Origin of the sequence: Pontibacter beigongshangensis (assembly GCF_014332515.1) — a bacterium.
Lineage (GTDB): Bacteria > Bacteroidota > Bacteroidia > Cytophagales > Hymenobacteraceae > Pontibacter > Pontibacter beigongshangensis.
Genome location: NZ_VFSD01000007.1, coordinates 64,628 through 84,296, shown reverse-complemented (window position 1 = coordinate 84,296; position 19,669 = coordinate 64,628). Strand labels below are relative to the sequence as shown.

General features: G+C 49.5%; 10 protein-coding genes. 2 read left to right on the top strand and 8 right to left on the bottom strand.

All coding sequences use genetic code 11. The features are described from left to right. Positions 1–99: 99 nt before the first annotated feature. From FJM74_RS07900 to FJM74_RS07880, 5 genes are all read right to left on the bottom strand, one after another. Positions 100–1,539, bottom strand: coding sequence for a pectate lyase (locus FJM74_RS07900; RefSeq protein ID WP_187262049.1), 1,440 nt, complete (start codon positions 1,537–1,539; stop codon positions 100–102). A gap of 249 nt (positions 1,540–1,788) precedes the next feature. After that, positions 1,789–3,834 carry an aceric acid hydrolase gene (locus FJM74_RS07895; protein WP_187262048.1) on the bottom strand — a complete coding sequence of 682 codons (2,046 nt, stop codon included), beginning with the start codon at positions 3,832–3,834 and terminating at the stop codon, positions 1,789–1,791. Between the two features lie 81 nt (positions 3,835–3,915). Further along, on the bottom strand, positions 3,916–5,457 hold the full coding sequence (locus FJM74_RS07890) for a sodium:solute symporter (protein ID WP_187262047.1): 1,542 nt from the start codon (positions 5,455–5,457) through the stop codon (positions 3,916–3,918). Further along, positions 5,454–6,401 (bottom strand): dihydrodipicolinate synthase family protein, encoded by a 948-nt coding sequence (locus FJM74_RS07885; RefSeq protein WP_187262046.1) that lies wholly within the window; start codon positions 6,399–6,401, stop codon positions 5,454–5,456. The genes FJM74_RS07890 and FJM74_RS07885 overlap by 4 nt, the downstream gene beginning before the upstream one ends. A gap of 177 nt (positions 6,402–6,578) precedes the next feature. Beyond that, a complete protein-coding gene (locus FJM74_RS07880) occupies positions 6,579–8,369 on the bottom strand; it encodes an L-fucose isomerase (RefSeq protein WP_187262045.1) in 1,791 nt (596 codons plus the stop codon). Positions 8,370–9,109: 740 nt separating this feature from the next. On the opposite strand from FJM74_RS07880, the gene FJM74_RS07875 reads away from it, so the two are divergent. Then, positions 9,110–9,988: an AraC family transcriptional regulator gene (locus FJM74_RS07875; RefSeq protein WP_187262044.1), complete on the top strand. Its 879-nt coding sequence runs from the start codon at positions 9,110–9,112 to the stop codon at positions 9,986–9,988. A gap of 636 nt (positions 9,989–10,624) precedes the next feature. Here FJM74_RS07875 and FJM74_RS07870 read toward each other — a convergent pair. Together FJM74_RS07870 and FJM74_RS07865 are read right to left on the bottom strand one after the other, a co-directional pair. After that, positions 10,625–12,379, bottom strand: coding sequence for a RagB/SusD family nutrient uptake outer membrane protein (locus FJM74_RS07870; RefSeq protein ID WP_187262043.1), 1,755 nt, complete (start codon positions 12,377–12,379; stop codon positions 10,625–10,627). A 30-nt stretch (positions 12,380–12,409) separates the two neighbouring features. Next, on the bottom strand, positions 12,410–15,460 hold the full coding sequence (locus FJM74_RS07865) for a SusC/RagA family TonB-linked outer membrane protein (RefSeq protein WP_187262042.1): 3,051 nt from the start codon (positions 15,458–15,460) through the stop codon (positions 12,410–12,412). Positions 15,461–16,589: 1,129 nt separating this feature from the next. Between FJM74_RS07865 and FJM74_RS07860 the strand changes: the two genes are divergently transcribed. After that, positions 16,590–18,278 carry a glycoside hydrolase family 28 protein gene (locus FJM74_RS07860; RefSeq protein ID WP_187262041.1) on the top strand — a complete coding sequence of 563 codons (1,689 nt, stop codon included), beginning with the start codon at positions 16,590–16,592 and terminating at the stop codon, positions 18,276–18,278. Positions 18,279–18,707: 429 nt separating this feature from the next. On the opposite strand, the gene FJM74_RS07855 is transcribed toward FJM74_RS07860, so the two are convergent. After that, positions 18,708–19,406, bottom strand: coding sequence for an MCP four helix bundle domain-containing protein (locus tag FJM74_RS07855; RefSeq protein WP_187262040.1), 699 nt, complete (start codon positions 19,404–19,406; stop codon positions 18,708–18,710). Positions 19,407–19,669 lie beyond the last annotated feature (263 nt).

The window sequence follows — 19,669 nt, the reverse complement described above, 5'->3', positions numbered from 1 at the left end:
TGCCAAACAGAAAAAGCTTGTCCGGAAACTGCTGTAACAAGCAGAATCCGGACAAGCTTCAGACTTCAGAAACAGATTTACTGCAAGCAGCAACTGAAATTAGCGAGCTGTTTTCTGTTTTGTTGGCACTGTTCCGTTCAGGTATTCTTCCAGGTTGGTGTAGCCATTGCCATTCAGGTCGCCGTTCCGGTCAGATGGGTTGTTGGGGTTGAGGCCGTGTTTGCGCTCCCAGGCATCGGGCATGCCGTCTTTGTCGGTGTCCACAGGTGCTGCAGCAGCTTTATAAGCTGGATAGCCACCCACCTGCGATGGCGAGTCGATAATGCCTGGCTTGCCCTGCTTACCGGTAGCGCTTGCCGTTCCCTTCCGGGTTTCTTCCACCACTCTTTTGTCTACCGCATCGCGCACCGGCAGAGTGGCTCCGGCATTGGCCAACACGGCCTTGTAAGCATCGGCAGCAGGTTGCTCCTGCAGCGCCGCACTTATCGGAAAGGGTTTGGCGGATTTTGCGTTAGCTCTGCTCTCTTCCGGCACGCGCTGCAGATCTACGGCCTGCCAGTTGTTTTTGGTCAGGGCGGCGTTTCCAGCCATTACATTACCGGCCACATACCACTCTCCCACGCCTTTTGCCTTGGCCGGCGTGTAGTATGCCTGCACAAATTGCAGGGTTTTAGGCGTGGCTGGTCCTGGTTTGTAGTAGTTGTTCACGAGGTTGATCTGCGACTTCCCTCCTGGTATCTCTACCTCGCCCCCATAGGCCCCGTTCTGGTTGCCCCAGTTATACACCACGTTGTTGCGGTAATCTACTATGGCCAACGTGTCGTGTGCCCTGGCCCCGTTGAACCGGATGGTGCGGCTGTAGAGGTGCGCGATAAGGTTGTGGTGATAAGAGGCATTCTGACCTCCCCATACGCCGCCATAGGCACGCAATCCTTTATGATGGTCCGCATCATGCAATCCTTCGCTCACAATAGACCATTGCACGGTGGTGTTGTGGGTATCGTACATGGCGGCCACCTCTTCGTTGGCCCAGCTAAAGGAGCAGTGGTCCACAATCACGTTCTGGCAGTTTTCCATGTTAAAGCCGTAGAGTACATCCTTGCCTGTGCCATGGCCGGGGCGGGAACGCAGGTGCCGGATTATGATGTTGCCGTGGTTGCCTCCCTGGCTTTTGGCCCTGGCGCCATTGATGGTAAAAGAATGGCCGGTCAGCACAATGCCGTCTCCGGGTGCTGTTTGCCCTGCTACAGTTATATCAGATCGCTTTATCCGGAGCTCCGATTTCAGATCAATAGCACCTGCCACCCTGAATACAATGGTGATCGGTTCTCCCGGGAACTCCTCAAACGCCTGCCGGAAGCTGCCGGGGCCACTGTCGTTGAGGTTGGTTACTGCCACTACCTGCCCGCCTCTGCCCCCAGTAGCATATTTGCCGAAGCCTTCTGCTCCTGGAAAGGCGAGTTGCTGGGCACTGGCAGTCTGTATGACAAGGACTGCGATTCCTGCGAGCAGGCACTTCTTCAGATTTGTTACTTTCATATTTTCAGCTCAGTTTTTTGCTGTGAGTCTTTGATTATTGTTAAGCCTGTTAGTTTGTAAAGCAAGTGCAGGCTATAATTGAAATATAGTTCTATGTGCAACACCAGTGTAAAAAACTGCCGGAGGGGCATTTTGATTAGAATAATTGCTCTGCTGACGCTTCTTGCTAAAAAAATAATCAGGCCCTCTTCCAGAATTATGGAGGCGAACCTGATTATTTTATATAAAAAATCTTGTGTATTTAATCAATTACCTGCTTAATGGCATCCAAACCGACATTTCAGCGTGGCCTCTGTTGCCCCAGGCGTAGTAAGGCACCAGTTTTACCGGCACGGTTTGGTTATCTTTGGCAATTTCGCGGTAAAGCTGTTTATCCCAATCCTGGTTTTTGATCAGTTTCGCATTTCCTTCCAGGCTCATAACGTCGCTGTTTTCGATCTTGATGAGTTTTGGCGTAAAGCGGATATCGGCAGGAAGTGTTACGTTGAAGATGGACTGGCCCTTTGGCATGTCCACCGACTCGATGCAGTATACTACCGGACCACGCTTTACGGCTACCTGGTTTCGGGTTTCCTCTACAAGCGGGTTCGACTCAATCAGCTTGGCCTCCATTGGCAGCACAAGTTCAATCTTATCGCCTTTCGCCCACCTGGCGCTCACTTCAGCGTATTCGCCGGGAGTTAGCTTAGCGTTATGCGGCTTGCCGTTCACGAGCAGTTTAGCTCCATCGGCCCAGCCCGGAATGCGCAGAAACATAGAGAATTCCTTTTTCTTTCTGGGCACCTGATCCAGGGTCACTTTTATGTTGCCGTCCCATGGGTAATTGGTTTCCTGCGTCAGCTTTACATCAGAGCCATCTTTCAGTTTAGTGGCCAGTTTGTTACCTCCGTACAGGTTAAACCAGATGCCTTTGTCAGAAGTGCTGTAAGCATAGTTATGCACCTCGGCTACCGTACGCACCACATTGGGCGGGCAGCAGTTAGATAAGGCGATGTAGCCTACCCGGTCTTTAGACCAGCGCTGCTTAAACGGCAAATCGTCAGACTGCGCAAGCGGGTTGGTGTACAGAAACTCGGTTCCTTTCAGGCTGATGCCGGAGAGCACGCTGTTGTGCAGCGCCAGTTCCATTACATCGGCATACTTGGCATCGCCAGTCAGTTTCAGCATGCGGTAGTTCCAGAGCACGTTGCCAATATTGGCGCAGGTCTCGTTGTGCGCGGTGTGGTTCGGCAACTGGTAGTCGCGGCCAAAGGCCTGGTGTATTTTCTGCACATCTTTCGGGTTGTAAGAAGTGCCGTCCGGAGATGTGCCATCATACAGCGAGCCTAGGCCACCGGTAATATACATCTTGCGGTACACCACATCATCCCACATCAGGTCGAGCACCGACATAAGCGATTTGTCGCCTGTTTCGGCATATACATCGGCTACACCGGCATACAGGTAACTCGCTCTCACGGCATGGCCCATGGCTTTTGTCTGCTTCCGGAGTGGAATGCGGTCCTGGTTATCGTCGGTGCCATCGTCTGTGGTGCCGTGAATATTGACCAGGTTCTGCGCCAGTTCCAGGTACTTAGGATCCTGGGTAGTGCGGTACATTTCTACGGTACCCATGTAATGCGAGGGGCAGATGGCATTGCGTGACAGCTCCGGGGATGCTGTTTTGTAGTAATTGTAAAGGAAATCGGTTGCTTTTTTAGCCACGTTCAGCAACGAGGTTTTGCCGGTGGCGCGGTAATGCACGCAGGCGGCCGTCATGAGGTGGCCCAGGTTGTAGGCTTCAAAGTTTACCTTGTCCTGAAAGGCGGAGCCGGTGCCCTGGTTTTTCTTTTTCTGAATAATGGCTGGTGTGTAGATGTAGCCATCATCCTGCTGTACCTTGGCAATAACGGCAATGGCCCGGTCCATCTCCTGGTCCAGCTTAGGGTCTTTGGTAACAGCATACGTAGCCGCCAAAGACTCCAGCACTTTATAAAAATCGCCGTCGTGGAACGAGGGTCCTTTGTGCTCTCCTTCGGCCATGCCGGCTGCTATCTCAAAGTTCCGGAAAGCATGCGACACCTTCGGATCGTTGTAGATGTTCCATATGTTGGGCACCATGGTCTCCTGGGCAACCTTAAAGCGGTCGGCCCAGAATCCCTGCGTCCAGGTTACGGCATTCATGTCGACACCGCTCAGCTTGGCATGAGAGCTGGCCGTGGTGTTTACAAGGCTTTTCTGCTGCGCCAGGGCAGGCCCGCCCGACAACAGGAAACACCCTAGTGCGACACAAAGAGTCTGTGATATCTTATTCATATTTTTTAATTTTTAACTTATAAAGAGCCTATGAACCAGCAGTTGTTTTGTAGCAGCAAAAAGTATGCTTCCCTGCATCAGCTATTGCTTTATTTTATCTTTTGCATGAACTGGCTTTCCTTGTTGAGCCGCTTTACCTGTGTTACGGTTAGCAATTCCGGCCACTACAAAGCCTACAATGAAAATGGCCATGGTACCTAATACAATTGCCAGGTTCGTATGCAGCGTACTTTTAAACTGCACCCATACCCCATCCGTAAAATACACGGGCGACAAACTCACCCAGCTGATTACCAATACACCCGCTACCACACCGATAGCAGCATCGAAGTTCCTGACTTTCTGCGAAACAAAGCCGAGCAAAAACAGACCCAGCATACCACCGCTAAAAATGGAAGACAGCGCCCACCAGGCATCGAGGGCGCTTTTCACCTGCATCATAGCTAACGATACCAGGATGCTTAAAATTCCCATAATAAAGGATGTGGTATACAAAACGCGCATCGACTGCTTCATGCTGGCGTTCTTATTAAAGAAGCGCTTGTAATAATCTGTCAGAATAACGGTGGCAGAGCTATTAATACTGGTAGACACCGTGCTCATGCCGGCGGCAAAGATAGAGGCAATCAACAGTCCGGTTACCCCGGCGGGCAGGCCATGCACTATAAAATGCGGGAATACCTTATCGGCCATACCTGGCGCTTTCAGGGCCTCGGGCAGCAGATCGGGTTGTGCCTGGTAGTAGGCAAACAAGGCCGTCCCGATAAAAAAGAACATCAATGATACCGGAATATACAACATGCTGCCAAACAAGGTAGACTTAACAGCTTCCTTCTCCGACTTTGCAGTCATGTAGCGCTGCACATAGTTCTGGTCTATCCCATAGTTCTGCAGGTTAATGAACAAGCCATACACCAGAATCACCCAGAAGGTGGGGGCGGAAAGGCTGGTACCAAAACTGCCCAGGCTAAACTTATCGTTGGCAGCCGCGATCTCAAATAATTGTCCGGGGCCTTCCGGCAACGTAAACACAAGCACACCCAAACAAGCCAGGGCTCCCACTATCAGGATAATCCCCTGAATGGCATCCGTCCAGATAACCGCCTCTATGCCCCCCATCATTGAATACAGCAACACACAAACACCTGTCACGATGATGATGAGCGGAATGCTCCAGCCAAACAAGGCATTCATGGGCAGGGCGAGCAGGTACATAATGGCCCCCATGCGCGCCAGCTGTGTGAGCAGGTAGCAGACAGAGGCATACACCCGTGCCCAGGGCCCAAAGCGGGTTTCCAAATAATAATAAGCCGAAGGGCTGTTGATGCTTCGGTAGAGCGGCACAAAGAATTTTACAGCAAAAAAAGCAGCAATCGGAATGGATAAGCTGAACACAAATCCATTCCAGTTGCTCATGTAGGCCGCGCCTGGCAAGGCCAGAAAACTGATGCTACTCACGAAGGTGGCAAAAATAGACATCCCTACAGTCCAGGAAGGCATTTTACCGCCACCAATCGTATAATCGTCAGGAGAGCTTCTGCGGAAGTAAAAGGAACAACCGAAGAGCACTACCCCTCCCATGTAAGCAATAATAACAATTAAATCTATGAGGGGAAGATTCATAGGCTAACGGAGTTTACACGCGGCATGCTGCTTTTAATTTCTTCTAAATGCGACTTGATTTTTTCTTTTTCGGCTCCCTGAAAACGCTGATGCGGCTCGGCCAGAAAATCGTTGCAAATACCCAGCTCAGACAGGGCTGCCTTTACTCCTTTCAGGTAACTGGTGCCGCACTTGCTCACGGTATACAGACGGGAACTGATGTTGAGCACCTGCTGCTGCAGAATACTGATTTGCTCAAAGTTTCTGTTTAGCGCGGCCTCATATAACTCAACGTACAGGTGCGGGAAAATATTGGCACCACCATTCACACCACCGTGGCCGCCCATCAGCACCACTTCAGCGGTTATCTCTTCTGGGCCTACCAGCAGCGAAAAATCAGGCTGGTCGCGCATGATGTTGCACAGCATCTGGAAGTAAACCGAGTTGCCGGAGCTGTCTTTTAAACCTACAATATTTTTGTGCGCAGAGAGCGCCTTTACCGTAGCCGGCTCAAACGACACCTTGGTATGCGACGGCATGTTGTACAGGAACAAGGGCAGTGTTACCCGATCAGCCACATAGTTATAGTAGGTTACCAACTCTGCCTGGCTTGGCGTGTAGTAATAGGGAGGAGCCGATACCACTGCAGCAGCACCCGCCTCAGCAGCCGTCTGGGCCAGCCGAAGGCTCTCCGAAACTGCCGTATCGGTAATTCCTACCAGCACCGGCACACGGCCTGCTACCTGCTTACAAGTGCGCTGCACCAGCTCATGGCGCAGGTTATAGCTCAGGTTTGGCGCTTCGCCGGTAGTTCCCAACACGAACAAGCCATGCGCTCCCCCTGCCAGAATATGTTCGATCAGCCGTTCCAGCCCTTCTACATCCAGCGTATCGTTATCCAGCAAAGGCGTAACCAGCGGCGGAATAATTCCTTTTAAAGGTGTTGGCAGTGTTCCAGTTTTCATTATGTATAATTTTGAATTTTGAATGAGAGATTGAGTGAGATTTGAATTTCGAATGAGTAATTGAGTGAATTCTTAATTGTGAATGAGTGCATGAGTGAGTTTTAGAATTGGAAATTCTTAAATCTTCAAATTCCCAAATTTAATATTCACTCAATCACTCATTCACTCATTCATAACTTAATAAAGAGTCCCGTAACTCTGGCAGGCTCTGTAATCGGCTCCTTCGGCATCCATGCCGAAAGCGGCCCAGGCGCTTGGCCTGAAGATTTTTTCTTCGGACACGTTGTGCATGCACACCGGAATACGCAGCATCGATGCCAGCGTAATCAGGTCGGCACCTACGTGGCCGTAGCTTACCACGCCATGGTTGGAGCCCCAGTTGTTCATAACCGAGTACACATCCCGGAAAGCGCCGGTACCGGTCAGGTTTGGCACGAACCAGGTAGTTGGCCATGTTTTGTCGGTGCGCTGATCGATGTGGTTGTGCACGTGCTCCGGCAGGTCAATGGTCCAGCCTTCGGCAATCTGCAAGACCGGACCAAGGCCTTTTATCAGGTTCACGCGCGACATGGTTACCGGCATTTTGCCTTTGGTCAGGAAGTTGGAAGAATAGCCTCCGCCTCTGAAGTACTCCAGGGTGGCCGGGTACCAGGTGGTGGCATCGAGGCATTTCTTGGCTTCCTCTTCAGAAATTTCCCAAAAAGGCTTCATTACCGGCTCGTCGTTGCGGGTTTGCTGGCCGGTGCCGTCGAGGGTGCAGGAGCCGGAGTTGATCAGGTGCAGGAAGCCGTTGCTGGCGATGCCTTCCAGTTCGTAACCGGTAGTTCGTTTCACTGCTTCAGGGCTCCAGTAGGTGCGCACATCGGCAAAGATCTGTGCCGTGTCGGTGAGCAGGTGCCCGAAGAGCATGGCTACTCCGTTCAGCGAGTCGTTCTCGGTGGCTACGATAAAGGCCTGACGAATGCCGTTCCAGTCGAAGGAAGAGTTGAGGATAGCCTCCGAGAAATCGCCGTTTGGCAGGTGGTCGGTCCACTGGCGTTGCCCCTGGAAGCCCGAAGCAATGGCGTTGTGGCCGTTTGCTTCTTCGCCAAAGCCCATCTCCTTCAGCTTCGGGTTGCCGATCATCAGGTCGCGGATAATGAGCGTCATTTTTACTACGAACTCCCAGTCGGCGTCTTTTTGCTCCCGGTTACGCTTTAAGTTCTCCGGGTTATAGTCGGTGCCTTCTTTGCAGTTCTCGCGGGTCCAGGCAATGGCTTTCTCAAACTCTTCCTGATCGAAGATGTTGCGCTCGATGCGGCGCAGCACCTCCGTAGAGTCTACATACTCGGTGCGCATGCCCAGGTAGCTCTCAAAGAAACCGGCATCTACAATAGAACCGGCAATCCCCATCGACACAGAACCGATAGAAAGGTACGACTTACCACGCATGGTAGCAACGGCCAGACCTGCTTTGGCAAAGCGCAGCAGCTTGTGCTGCACATCCTGTGGAATAGTGGTATCGGTGATATCCTGCACATCCTGCCCATAGATACTGAAGGCAGGCAGACCTTTCTGATTGTGGCCGGCAAGGGCGGCAGCCAGGTAAACTGCCCCAGGGCGCTCGGTGCCGTTAAAGCCCCAGATCGCTTTTGGGGTATAAGGGTTCATGTCGATAGTTTCGGTGCCGTAGCACCAGCAGGGCGTAACGGTAAGCGACACACCTACGCCACTTTTCTCAAACTTGTCGGCTGCCATGGCTGCCTCTGCCACACCACCTATGCAGCTGTCGGCAATCACGCACTCTACTGCCGCTCCGTCCGGGTGACGCAAGTTTTCCTCAAAGAAACGGGCAACGTTTTGTGCCATGCCCATGGTGGTATCTTCCAGCGATTCACGGATACCGCCTAAGCGGCCGTCTATGACAGGGCGAATGCCGATTTTTGGCCTGGAACCAATCAGCCTGTTATTCACTTGCTTGTTATCCATTTTTATTCCGGTTATAAATGCTGCCAGGGCGGCTCTGCCGGCACCCCTGACATAATCTTAATTAACGTTTGTTATATTTTAGTAAAAAGAAGTGCTGCTGTACTGCCATGGCATAACCAATACCAGCCGTACCCGCACAGCAACAGCTCCAGGTTACCGGATCTGTTTGCTTTTAATAGTAGCAGGCAATTCAGCAACCACTTTTGTAAAAGATAAAATTACACATTTTCGCCACACCGATTCTATGTTTTATTCGCTATTAATTGTAGGATCTTATCATAAATAAAGAAACCTGTATACAAGCTCCCATATTGTTGTTAAATTTGAAGCTGTGACATAAAACCCCGACAAATATCTTAAATTAACTATAAAGATGGCATAAAGCAAGTTAAAGAAAGTTTCCGGAGTTAATCGAAACGGGTTAAGTATAAAGCAAAATAAGTACAAAGACACCCCGTTTTATGTTATATCCGCAAAGCAACGAAAGTTTATAGTTGCTGCGGCAAACAGGCTGTGTTGCGAAGCAGCAGCCACAATCCTAAAAAACATTGTTGATTTTAATTTGAGGTGCCGGAAGACTCATACAGGCAGGCTTTTATGGAGAGGCGTAATTATGCTAATGAAAAACGGCCTCTCTGGATTGTTGCCCCCTGTTGCTCTGGTTCATCCCGCAGAAATTGCTTGGCTGACTCCAACCACCAGTGCTTTACTTCCGGCGCAACCACAAACGTGATACATGCATGAAACCCCATTTCCATAAAGTCCCGATTGGGCTACAGAGTTCCTTCAGCATACGGCACAACAGGCAGCCAAATTTCGGCACGGTCTGGCATTACCACCCGGAGTTGGAGCTGCATTTTGTTATCAAGGGGGAGGGCGTGCGTTTTATCGGTGACCATGTCGACAACTTCTCTGCCGGCGAGATCATTTTGCTGGGCGAAAACCTGCCGCACACCTGGCGCTGCCGCGAAGCCTATTTTGAGGAAAACCCCGCGCTGGAGGTAGAGGCCATCGTGATTCAGTTCCTGCCCGACTGCCTTGGCCGCGACATCCTGAACCTGCCGGAGGCTTACCTGATCCCCAAGCTGTTTGAGCGCGCAAAAAAAGGACTGGTGGTAAAAGGGGCCGCAAAAGAAAAACTGGCGCAGCTGATGCACCAGGCCGTAAATGTCAAAAACCTCGATAGCCTGATCGTGCTGCTCTCAATCCTGAAAGTACTCGCCGAAACCGACGAGGTAGAGAACATCACCTCGGCCCATGCCTTCTATAAATCTAACGAGCTGGAGACGGAGCGGCTGAACAGAGTCTGCGCCTACACCCTGTCCAACTTCAACAAAGATATCAGCCTGGCGGAGATTTCCTCTGTGGCCAACCTGAGCGTCACGTCCTTTTGCCGGTACTTCAAGATCATGACCAAAAAGACGTACAACGATTTTCTGACTGAGATCCGGATCAGCCACGCCTGCCGGGCGCTTATCGAAGACAAGCAGTCAACAGAAGTAATCTGCTTTGCGTGCGGGTTCAACAACGTTTCCAACTTTTACCGCCACTTTAAAAAAGTGATGGGCACTACGCCGCTGGAGTATAAGCGGCAGTACCTGAAGGCGGAGATGGTGTAGCAGCAGCAGGAGCACCAAAGACCTCCGGAGCTCATCTTGCAGTGAAGAAAAAGACTTCTGTTTCCTGAATTTTGCGCTGGCACGACCTGCTTTTCCTTACAAAATCAGCTCTGGAGGGGCATTTTCATTCGAATAATTGCTGGTTGCTAGTTGTTGATTGTTAAATTGTTAGATGGTTTAATGGTTGGTTTGAAGATGAACCGGATAACACAAATCAACTCTCAACTCAAAAGAAGTCTACCATCTAAAATCTAGCATCTATTGTCTAAGAAAGCCTCCGGAGGGGCATTTTCATTAGAATAATTGCTCCCCAAGTCAGGGAAGAAAGCAAATAAGAGGCAGGGGACTCTGCCGGACACCTGGGAATTGCTTGCGGACCAGGAGCATCATATCCCTGAAAATCAGCATGTAAGAGAAAACAACATGGCATATAGATTTCGACAAAACTTATTGAAATTTAGGATAGAAAAATCTGCTGTGGCAGTAACCATTCCCTCTCCTTATTTCCGATAAGTTTTGACGTCATCTATAGCCTTCATACTTAATGCCAGAATCAGGCAAGCCGCCATCCCTGTAAATAAAAAAAGACACCCGATCGGGTGTCTTTTTTTATGGAGTTAAAAGTCGAATTGTGTCTTACTGCACATAGCCAGGGTTCTGCGCAAACTCATCGCCATTCAGCAGCGCGTCTATTTCTCCTTGCGGCACAGGGCGCAGCATATGGAACTCACGTACGGCTGTAATGTCAGGGTTGTACCTGGCAATGCGATCTACCAGTGTGCGGGTTCGCTTCAGGTCGAACCAGCGGGTATGCTCACCTGCCAGTTCGCGCGCACGCTCATCCAGGATAAAATCGATCGAAATTCGCTCCGGACCGATCTGCATCTCAGCTTCCCTGCCGGGCACTGCAGCCCTGGTTCTGATGACATTGATCAACTCAGCAGCTCGTTGGTTGTTTCCCAACTGGTGTTCGGCTTCTGCCGCGATCAGGTATATCTCGGCAAAACGCATCAGGATAATGTCGTTAAAACCAGCCTGAGTAGTTGGGGTTACCCTGTTAGGATCATGAAACTTCTTCAGCCTGACAAAGTCTGCTCCTGACTTGATAGCATTGTTTGATTCGGTGGCATACACGCTATCTCTGTCAATGGCAACGTAGGGCATAAACCTTTCGCCTGTCAGTCTCCTTCGGGTAATCACCATCGCTGTGTCACGTGGCGTTCCGCCGGCACCTGTTCTGATCACTCTGCCTGTCAGGCTTGGATCCTTACGAAGCAAAGCAACTATTGGGGCAGTAAGCGTAAAGTTATTGTTGGCATTTGCGAGCCATACTTCCTGAAAGGATGCCTGATAGCGGGTGTCCAGTTCATCAGCTTCATAAAAGTCCAGTAAAGCCAAGGTAGGCATTAACCTTCTTTGGTTGTCCTGTCCATACTCCAGGGTCTGTTGCAGGGCAGGCTTGTTGCCGTACTGAGTCATGTGCCATAAGTGCAACCGGTTGGAGTTCAGGTCAAAATTAAGGCTTTGGTTGTTAGAATTGCTGATGATATACATCGCCTCTTTATGGTTCCTGGCATTCAGAAGGTTCGCGGTGGCAAAGTTTTCGGCAAATCTCGGATACAAGTCAATACCTAGCTCCCCTTTGCGGTTGATGATGTCGTTGGCAACATCTCTTGCTCTGGCAAAATACTGCTCGCGCTCTGCTCCTTCAGAATAATAAGCTCTGGATAGCAGCGCCTTCGCCAGAAAGCCCAGGGCAGACTTTTTAGAAGCTCTGCTGTACTCCGCAGCCCAGAAGTTCTGGTTAGGAAGGTTAGCAGCGGCAAACTCAAGGTCAGCGATAATCACATCATAGAATGCCTGAACAGAGCTTCTTTCAGCTGTAAAGCCCGGCTCAGTATCTAGCTTCAGGTTTATGCCGCCCCAGGTCTCCACCACGTGCCAGTAATAGAACCCTCGCAGAAAGCGCAGTTCCCCTTCACGCCTGGCACGCTCTTCGGGAGAAGAAAAAGGCACTTCCCCGATGCGGTTGATTCCTTCGTTTGCGTGGCTGATAGCCGTATAGAATGTTCTGAAAGAGTTATTCATGGTACCGCTGGCATCGGGCGTAAAGCCTTCGTAGCGGGTTAGCTGGTTGGCGTAGCTGGCACGGTTGGCATTAAACCACAGGTCAGTACCTGCCTCTGTCATAAAAATAGCATCTTCTTTCCCATAGAAGTTGCGCTGGTAATGATATGCGCCGTTAACAATCGTTTTGAAGCCCTGCTCTGTCGACCAGACAGTATCTGCTGTGTTGCCGCCCGGGTTGTATTCTTCTAGATCGCATGCAACCAAGCCTACTGCAAGTGACCCAGCTACGATACGAGACAAAATATAATTGATACTTTTCATAATATCTGATTAATAGCTTAATGTATTAAATTAAAAATCAAGGTTCACACCGAACACGAACTGGCGGTTAAGCGGGAACGACTCTGATCCACCTCTTTCCGGGTCATAATCTCTAACCAGGTGGCTTTTAGCTACTACCAACAGGTTGGAGCCCGTGGCATAGAGCCTTACCTTGTTAATGCGCAGTCTTTCTGACAAGGCAGTCGGGAAAGTATAGCCAAGTGTCAGGTTTTTGATTTTGAAGAAAGATCCGTCCACAAATGTGAGGGTCTGGTAGCCTGGAATCGTGCTCAGCACCGCTCCCCGCACAGGTCGCGGATAGTCGTTGGTAGGATTCTCCGGCGTCCAGTAATCAAAGAAAGCAGGACCATTTCCTTCGCCAGACGGGTTATAACGGCCCAGGTACTCGGCATTCATCATTTGTCCCCAGCGGGCAAATACAAATACCCCCAGGTCTAAGCCCTTGTAGCGGAACGTGTTCTGCAAGCCGCCATACCAGCTAGGAACTGTTGAGCCAATGTAAGTTCTGTCGTTGGCCGGATCAATTACACCATCGCCATTAACATCCTGCACCTTTATCATACCGGGAGCATAGGGCGTAGTACCGAAAGTGTACCTGGCAGCCTCATCCGCTTCGTCCAGTTGCCAGATTCCTAACTTGTTGTAAGTGTAGAACGAGTTAATCGGACGGCCTATTAGCAGGGAAGCAGTTTCAGGCGTATTGGCATCTATGATATCACCATCGATCAGGTCTGTTATTTTTTCGCTGTTCTTGCTGAACGTAAAGGTAGAGCTCCAGGTAAAGTTGCTGTTTTCTATGTTAACAGTTGTCAGGGCAACTTCTACACCTCTGTTTTGAGTAGCAGCAATGTTCTGGTACGTGTAAGCGCCCCGGCTATAGCCAAAGGACAAGGGTAGGTTTCTTCTGTACAACAGGTCAGAGGTTTTTGTGTTGTACACATCAATGTTGGCAGTGATTCTGTTATTTAAGAAGCCAAGGTCTAAGCCAAAGTTAGCGGTAGCAGATTTTTCCCAGCCCAACGTCTGGTTACCTATAATCTGGCTAAACAGGTAAACAGGAGCAGCCTCTTCGCCAAACGACATGTTCTGCTGCGCGTTTATGAGGCTTTGGGTACCGTAGGCCCCGATACCGGAGTTACCTGCCACACCGTAGCTAGCTCTAATTTTCAGGAAGTTCAAAGCATTTATATCCTCCATAAAGGCCTCGTCGCTGGCAATCCAGGCACCGGCTATGGATGGGAAATAGTCCCACTTCTTATACAACTGCGAGGCGCCATCCCATCTGTTCGTCAGGGTCAGCATGTATCGGCCTTTGTAGTTGTAGTTTATCCTGCCAGCATAAGACATCATATTCGACTTCACATAGTTGGAAGATACCTCTCTGTCGGTCGCGTTTGAAGCTGCCAGATTGTAAAAAAGGTTAGAACTGATAATCTGGTCCCAGCCGGTGATGGAATATTCATCTGTAACCCTGTTTATATAGTTAGTTACACCGGTAAGAGTGATGGCATGGTCGCCGAAATCTCTGGAATAAGTCAGGATATTGTCGAAGTTGTAGAACCGGTTCATGTTATTAGATACCATGGCACGGTTACGCTGCGTGTTCCGCATTACAAAAGAGGTTGCATCATGGAACTGCCCAACCCGCGCTGAAGAAATATTAGTACCCAGGTTAGACCGGAAAGTAAGCCCTTCGATAGGGTTGATCTCCACATAAGCGTTTATGTTTGCCACAATCCTGTTGGTGTTGTTCGTGGCGATGTGGCGTCCGCGCTCATCAGACAGAGGGCTGATAACGTTTGTATTGCCAATTACCGGACGCACATTCACGTTTCCATTCGCATCGTAAGGGACACCAAACGGAGAAGTTGTAAGAGCGGCAGACAAAGGGTCGGCTCTGTTATTGATATCGAAATACGTAATCTGGCTCAGAACGCCCGCCTTTGCCCAGCTTGAGAGGGTCTGGTCTAAGTTAAACCGACCATTAAAACGATCCATATCGTTGAAACGGAGCAAGCCTTCTTCTCTGAAATAGGCACCGGAAGCAAATATTTTCGTTTTCTCGGATCCCCCGCTTACAGAAATAGAGTGGTTTTGCTGCGTACCATTACGCATTACCATATCGGTCCAGTCTACCCATTGTCCTGCCTGCAGGGCATTCCATTCTTCATCGTTAGGGAACAGCATGCGGTCATCATCAGGAGATGTCCATATGTTCTGGTTGCCATTGGCAGGATTGCGCCATGCCTCTCTTCTTAGCTGAATATACTCGTCGCCGATGCGTGGGCTTGGGTAGGGCGTGAAGCCGTTTACACCATAAAAGCCGTTATAAGAAACTCTGGCTTTGCCTTCCTGGCCTTTTTTGGTAGTAACTATAATTACCCCGTTGGCACCCTGCGATCCGTAGATAGCGGTAGCAGAAGCATCTTTCAAAATTTCAATCGACTCAATATCGTTTGTATTCAAGGAATTGATATCGCCGCCCTGAAAACCATCAATAATTACCAGCGGGTTGCTGCTACCAAAAATAGACCTTGTACCACGCACATTGATGTTAGCAGTTGCCCCCGCCTGGCCGGAGCTTCTGGTAATGTCCACACCTGGTGCACGCCCCTGTATGGCTTCGAGCGCATTGTGTGTAGGCGCCAGGGTTATCTCCTCGGCTTTAACAGAGGCCACAGACCCTGTCAGTTCTCTTCTGGTACTGGTACCATAGCCAATCACCACCACTTCGTCGAGCAGCTTGCTATCGGGCACTAACGTGATATTGATGGTGGCTCTGTTGTTCACAGCAACTTCCTGGCCCTGGTAGCCTACATAAGATACCACCAGGACGCTGTTACCAGCAGGAACATTCAACTCAAAGTCACCGTCTATCCCTGTAGCTGTTCCCGTTGAGGTTCCCTTCACCATCACGGTAACACCGGGCAGGCCGGTATTCGTCTCGTCAACTACTGTCCCTCGCACCACCATGCTTTGTGCAAACGCCCCGGCGATACACAAGAAGAATAGTGGAAGTATGAGAATAAATCTCAACTCTTTAGATATTGAGTTTTTCATTTAGAATAAGTTAAAAGTTGTAGAAAAGTGTATTGGTCATTTATAAAAACAGATTGCCTGGCATGTATTTAGCTGAACCAAAGAAAGCTGTACAGCTTTATATACCGTGCGCATCCGTAAAGATTAAAAATGCAGTTTAAATATATTGGCCTGAAGTAAGGTAGAGACAGAGCATCGCAGCTTTATTATTCCGGCAGCTCCATTTATTGCGTTACCATCCTACGTCATTCCCGGCTTCTTCTACTCATTGTGTTTTACTCATATCACCTCCTTTAATGATTTATACTAGCGTTCGTTAAAAGTTGCTCTTTAAAAATCTGTTAAATTTACTATTTCGCATTTCGCCTCCCCATTCTACTGCTAACAACCGGTCTTTCAGAACCCTTTCGTATAAAATAAAAATGCAGGCTGATGCAGGTTTTCCGTGTTTAACATGGTCTGCCTCAACCCTCAAACTATCATTTGTATAGCTGATTCATCTGGAAAAACGCTCTTTTGCTGCTGAAAAGTGTACCTGGCCCCATTAGTTTTTCTTCGATTACCTTCCTTATACCACATACGATAACCAGCTGATAACAAGCAACATACACTAAATTTAACCTAGCAAGGTCAGATTAAAGAAAAACTGGTGTCTTTTTTACACCTGGCAAGCAACTTTAGCTAATGTGCATTTGCATGTTCTTTAGCCGATAAAATTGCTTCCTGCTGCTCTTGAAGCTGATTTGCTTAAAACTTTTGCGAGAGTAAATATAGGGCTTATTTCGAAAATTTGCCCTTTTTTTTATTTATTTATAAATACTATGTTTGTAAGTAAAAAATGAATAACTCGTAAATAATTTAAAATTTGCATTCCTTTGTCTGTAAGATGAGAAGTATCGCCGTGGAGCTGCCTCTTTGTATATAAATACTCTAAAACAAATGATTTTTCAAAATCTGGCACTGGCAGTCACTAACTTACAGAAAGCACGGACAGAGCATAACCGGCAGCAACGATTAGCAACGGCATAAGCCAGAAATCATAAAGGCCACTGAATTAACAGCCCTTTGGCTGGCTTGTTTTGCTATTTAGCGCAGGAGCAGGACAGCTGTTTCTCCATTACTTTGCAATCGGATTTTTAACTTATACATTATGAAAAAGGCACCCCGGGCAGGAGCATCACTACTACCTGTATTTAAAAGTTTAGCCAATTCGGGCACGAGGCATTTTGCTTTCCTATTGCTCAGCTTGCTGGCAGCGGCATGCTCCGGCACCACGGAGAGAACTGCCGACGATGCTGCGGCAGTTACCGACGGTTCCTGGGCAGACCGGGTTCCCACCATCGACCAGGTAGGGGCCGCCATGATGCCGGACACGATAGCGCCCGTTACGGCACCTTTCGACATGCCCCAGTTCAAAAAGCCCACCTTCCCCGACCTTACCATCAGCATAACAGAGCGGGGAGCCAGAAAAGACCGTATCACCACCACCGAGATACAGGCCACCATTGATGAAGTGCATCAGAAAGGAGGCGGCACCGCCCGCGTACCAGCCGGCATCTGGAAAACAGGCCGCATCAGCCTGAAGAGCAACGTAAACCTGCACCTGGAAGAGGGGGCTGAGCTGCACTTCAGTGGGGAGATAAAAGACTATCGGCCTGCCGTGTTTACCCGCAACGAAGGCATAGAAGTCATGTCGCTGGGAGCCTGCATTTATGCCAACGGCCAGGAAAACATTGCTGTTACCGGCAAAGGTAAACTGGTGGGCCCGCCAAAAGACTCCGAGTTGAGAAATCGCGTGATGGAGGTAGACGTGATTGAAAAAGTGGTACCCCACGACAAACCGGTGTCGGAACGCGTGTACGAAGGCTATAACGACGAGTTTATCTTTCTGCCCATGTTTGTTTCGCCCATCAACTGCAAAGATGTTTTCATAGAAGGCATCACGCTCGAAAACACGCCATTCTGGAACATTGTGCCTGTGTATTGCGACGGTGTGATTATACGAGGCGTAACCGTGAACTCGGTTGGCATTCCGCGCGGCGACGGCATCGACATTGAATCGTCGAGAAATGTGCTGATAGAATACTGCACCCTGAGCTGTGGCGACGACTGCTTTACGATGAAGGCAGGCCGGGCCGAAGACGGCATGCGGGTAAACAAACCTACCGAAAATGTGGTGGTGCGTTTTTGCCTGGCACGCGAAGGACATGGCGGTATTACCACTGGCAGCGAAACGGCCGGCATGATCCGGAACCTGTATGTGCACGACTGCGTGTTCGACGACACTGGGGTGGGCATTCGCTTTAAAACACGCCGGCCAAGAGGCGGAGGCGGTGAGAACCTGCATTACGAGCGCATCCGGATGAACCTGCGCGGCGACGCCTTCCATTGGGACATGCTCGGCAGCAGAACCTACGTAGGCGAACTGGCCGACCGTATGCCTGCCAGAGAGATCAACCGCCTTACCCCCAGTTACAAAAACATCTTCGCCCGCGATATTATTGTGGAGCAGGCAGCACACTTTGTAAAGATCAAAGGCATACCGGAAACCCCTATGACCAACCTGCTGATCGAGAATGCGCAGGTTAATGCCAAAGGCCTCATTATTGCCCGCGATGCCAAAGACATCACCTTCCGCAACATAGAGGTACAAACCCAGGATTCGCTTATCGAGATTCTCGACGGGCGCAACATCCTGTTCGAGAACGTACGGTTTAAAGTACCCGGCAACGAGGTGGTGACCAAGATAGAAGGTGACCTCTCGGACGATATCCGGTTTAAGGACAGCATGCCGCAGCAACCAAAAGGCTGGCAGAGCCCTACCTGGAACAAAGAGTAAACCACCAGTTGTAACTGCAGCTACAAAAAAGCTCCCACTTCAGGTTAGCCTGAGGCGGGAGCTTTTTTGGTTAAATTATAGCAAAGCTACTAGTTTGGGAGGTGCAGCTTTATAAGCAGCAGAGCTCCGGAGGGGCAATTTTATTGGAATAATCCGGAATTCTGCTTCTCCTTCAATCCTGAAAATCCTGGGTCAGACAGTTATGATATCGTAGCAGCCCCAGTCCTTGCCGCCGACCATGCCCTTGGCAGCAACAGGGGCTCTGGAGGCATGTTTTCATTCCCATAATTTATAGTGAACAGGATCAGGCTGATCCAGTACACACTAGTACGCCCGAAGCACCCTTTTTTAGGATATGAATCTCAGCGAAAGTGGAAACCCAGGCAGCCAGTGGTGCTACCATAATTTCAGGCCTGGTGCAGCTTTTTGCTAATTAAGGTTGAATTTCTTCAGGTTAAAGTTTTTGGTTTTCATGTTCACCATCTTGGAGGAAGCAATCAGCACCTGCACAATGAGCCCGATTACCAGGACCAGCCCTACCTCCAGGCTCGACAGAATGCTGCTGCTGGACATGATATGTTCCGAATCCCCCATCAGTTCCTTCCCTACCTCCGACTGGATCTTGGTAAGTTCGTGCAGGTGCGCAATGGTGCGCTGAAACACTTCCTTCCCTTCATGCTCAAACATAACCAGGCCTGCTTCTCTGCTGTCGGCCTGGCTTAGGGCCAGTATCGCGCCTTCCACCTCCTTGTATTCTTTTACTTTGGCTTTGAACCCGGACAAACTCCTGGACTCCTGATCGATGAGATAAGTCTTTTCAAAATTGCTTATCAGCGAATCTACCTGGCGGTTGTGCCATTGCATCTGCTTTGTCAGTTCCATTTGCGGCTCCAGTTTGGTAACCAGCAGGTAGTGCTCCAGCAACAGCCGTTTGTTGTATAAGTGCTCCGTCAGGTACACTATGTCGGTAGCAGGAATCAGGCGATCGTTATAAATAGAGGCGAAAGATTTGTTCATGCTGCCCATGTGCTTTTTCCACATAAAGTTCGCCAGCAGGACCATCACTATCAGACCTCCGAGCAAGCCGGCGATCTTTAATTTTTGCTGAATGACAAAGGACCATTTCATAGCTACAAAATTGGTGTATGTAAAGATAATATTTTTTAGGACATAAAAAACTCATACCTGCCTGAATTAAAGATGATACTACTCATGTTTTTACTGCTGTTTATGCCATCCCTTAAGACAGAACCTACCCGGATTAACCTAAAGAACCAGGGCAAAAAGGATGAGGGAAAACAATTCGGGGCTCTCTTAAAAGCCGAACCGGCACCAGCCTTTTGCAACCAGCCAGCAGCTTCGTTCTCTAAATTTACAGGATGTCCGTTATC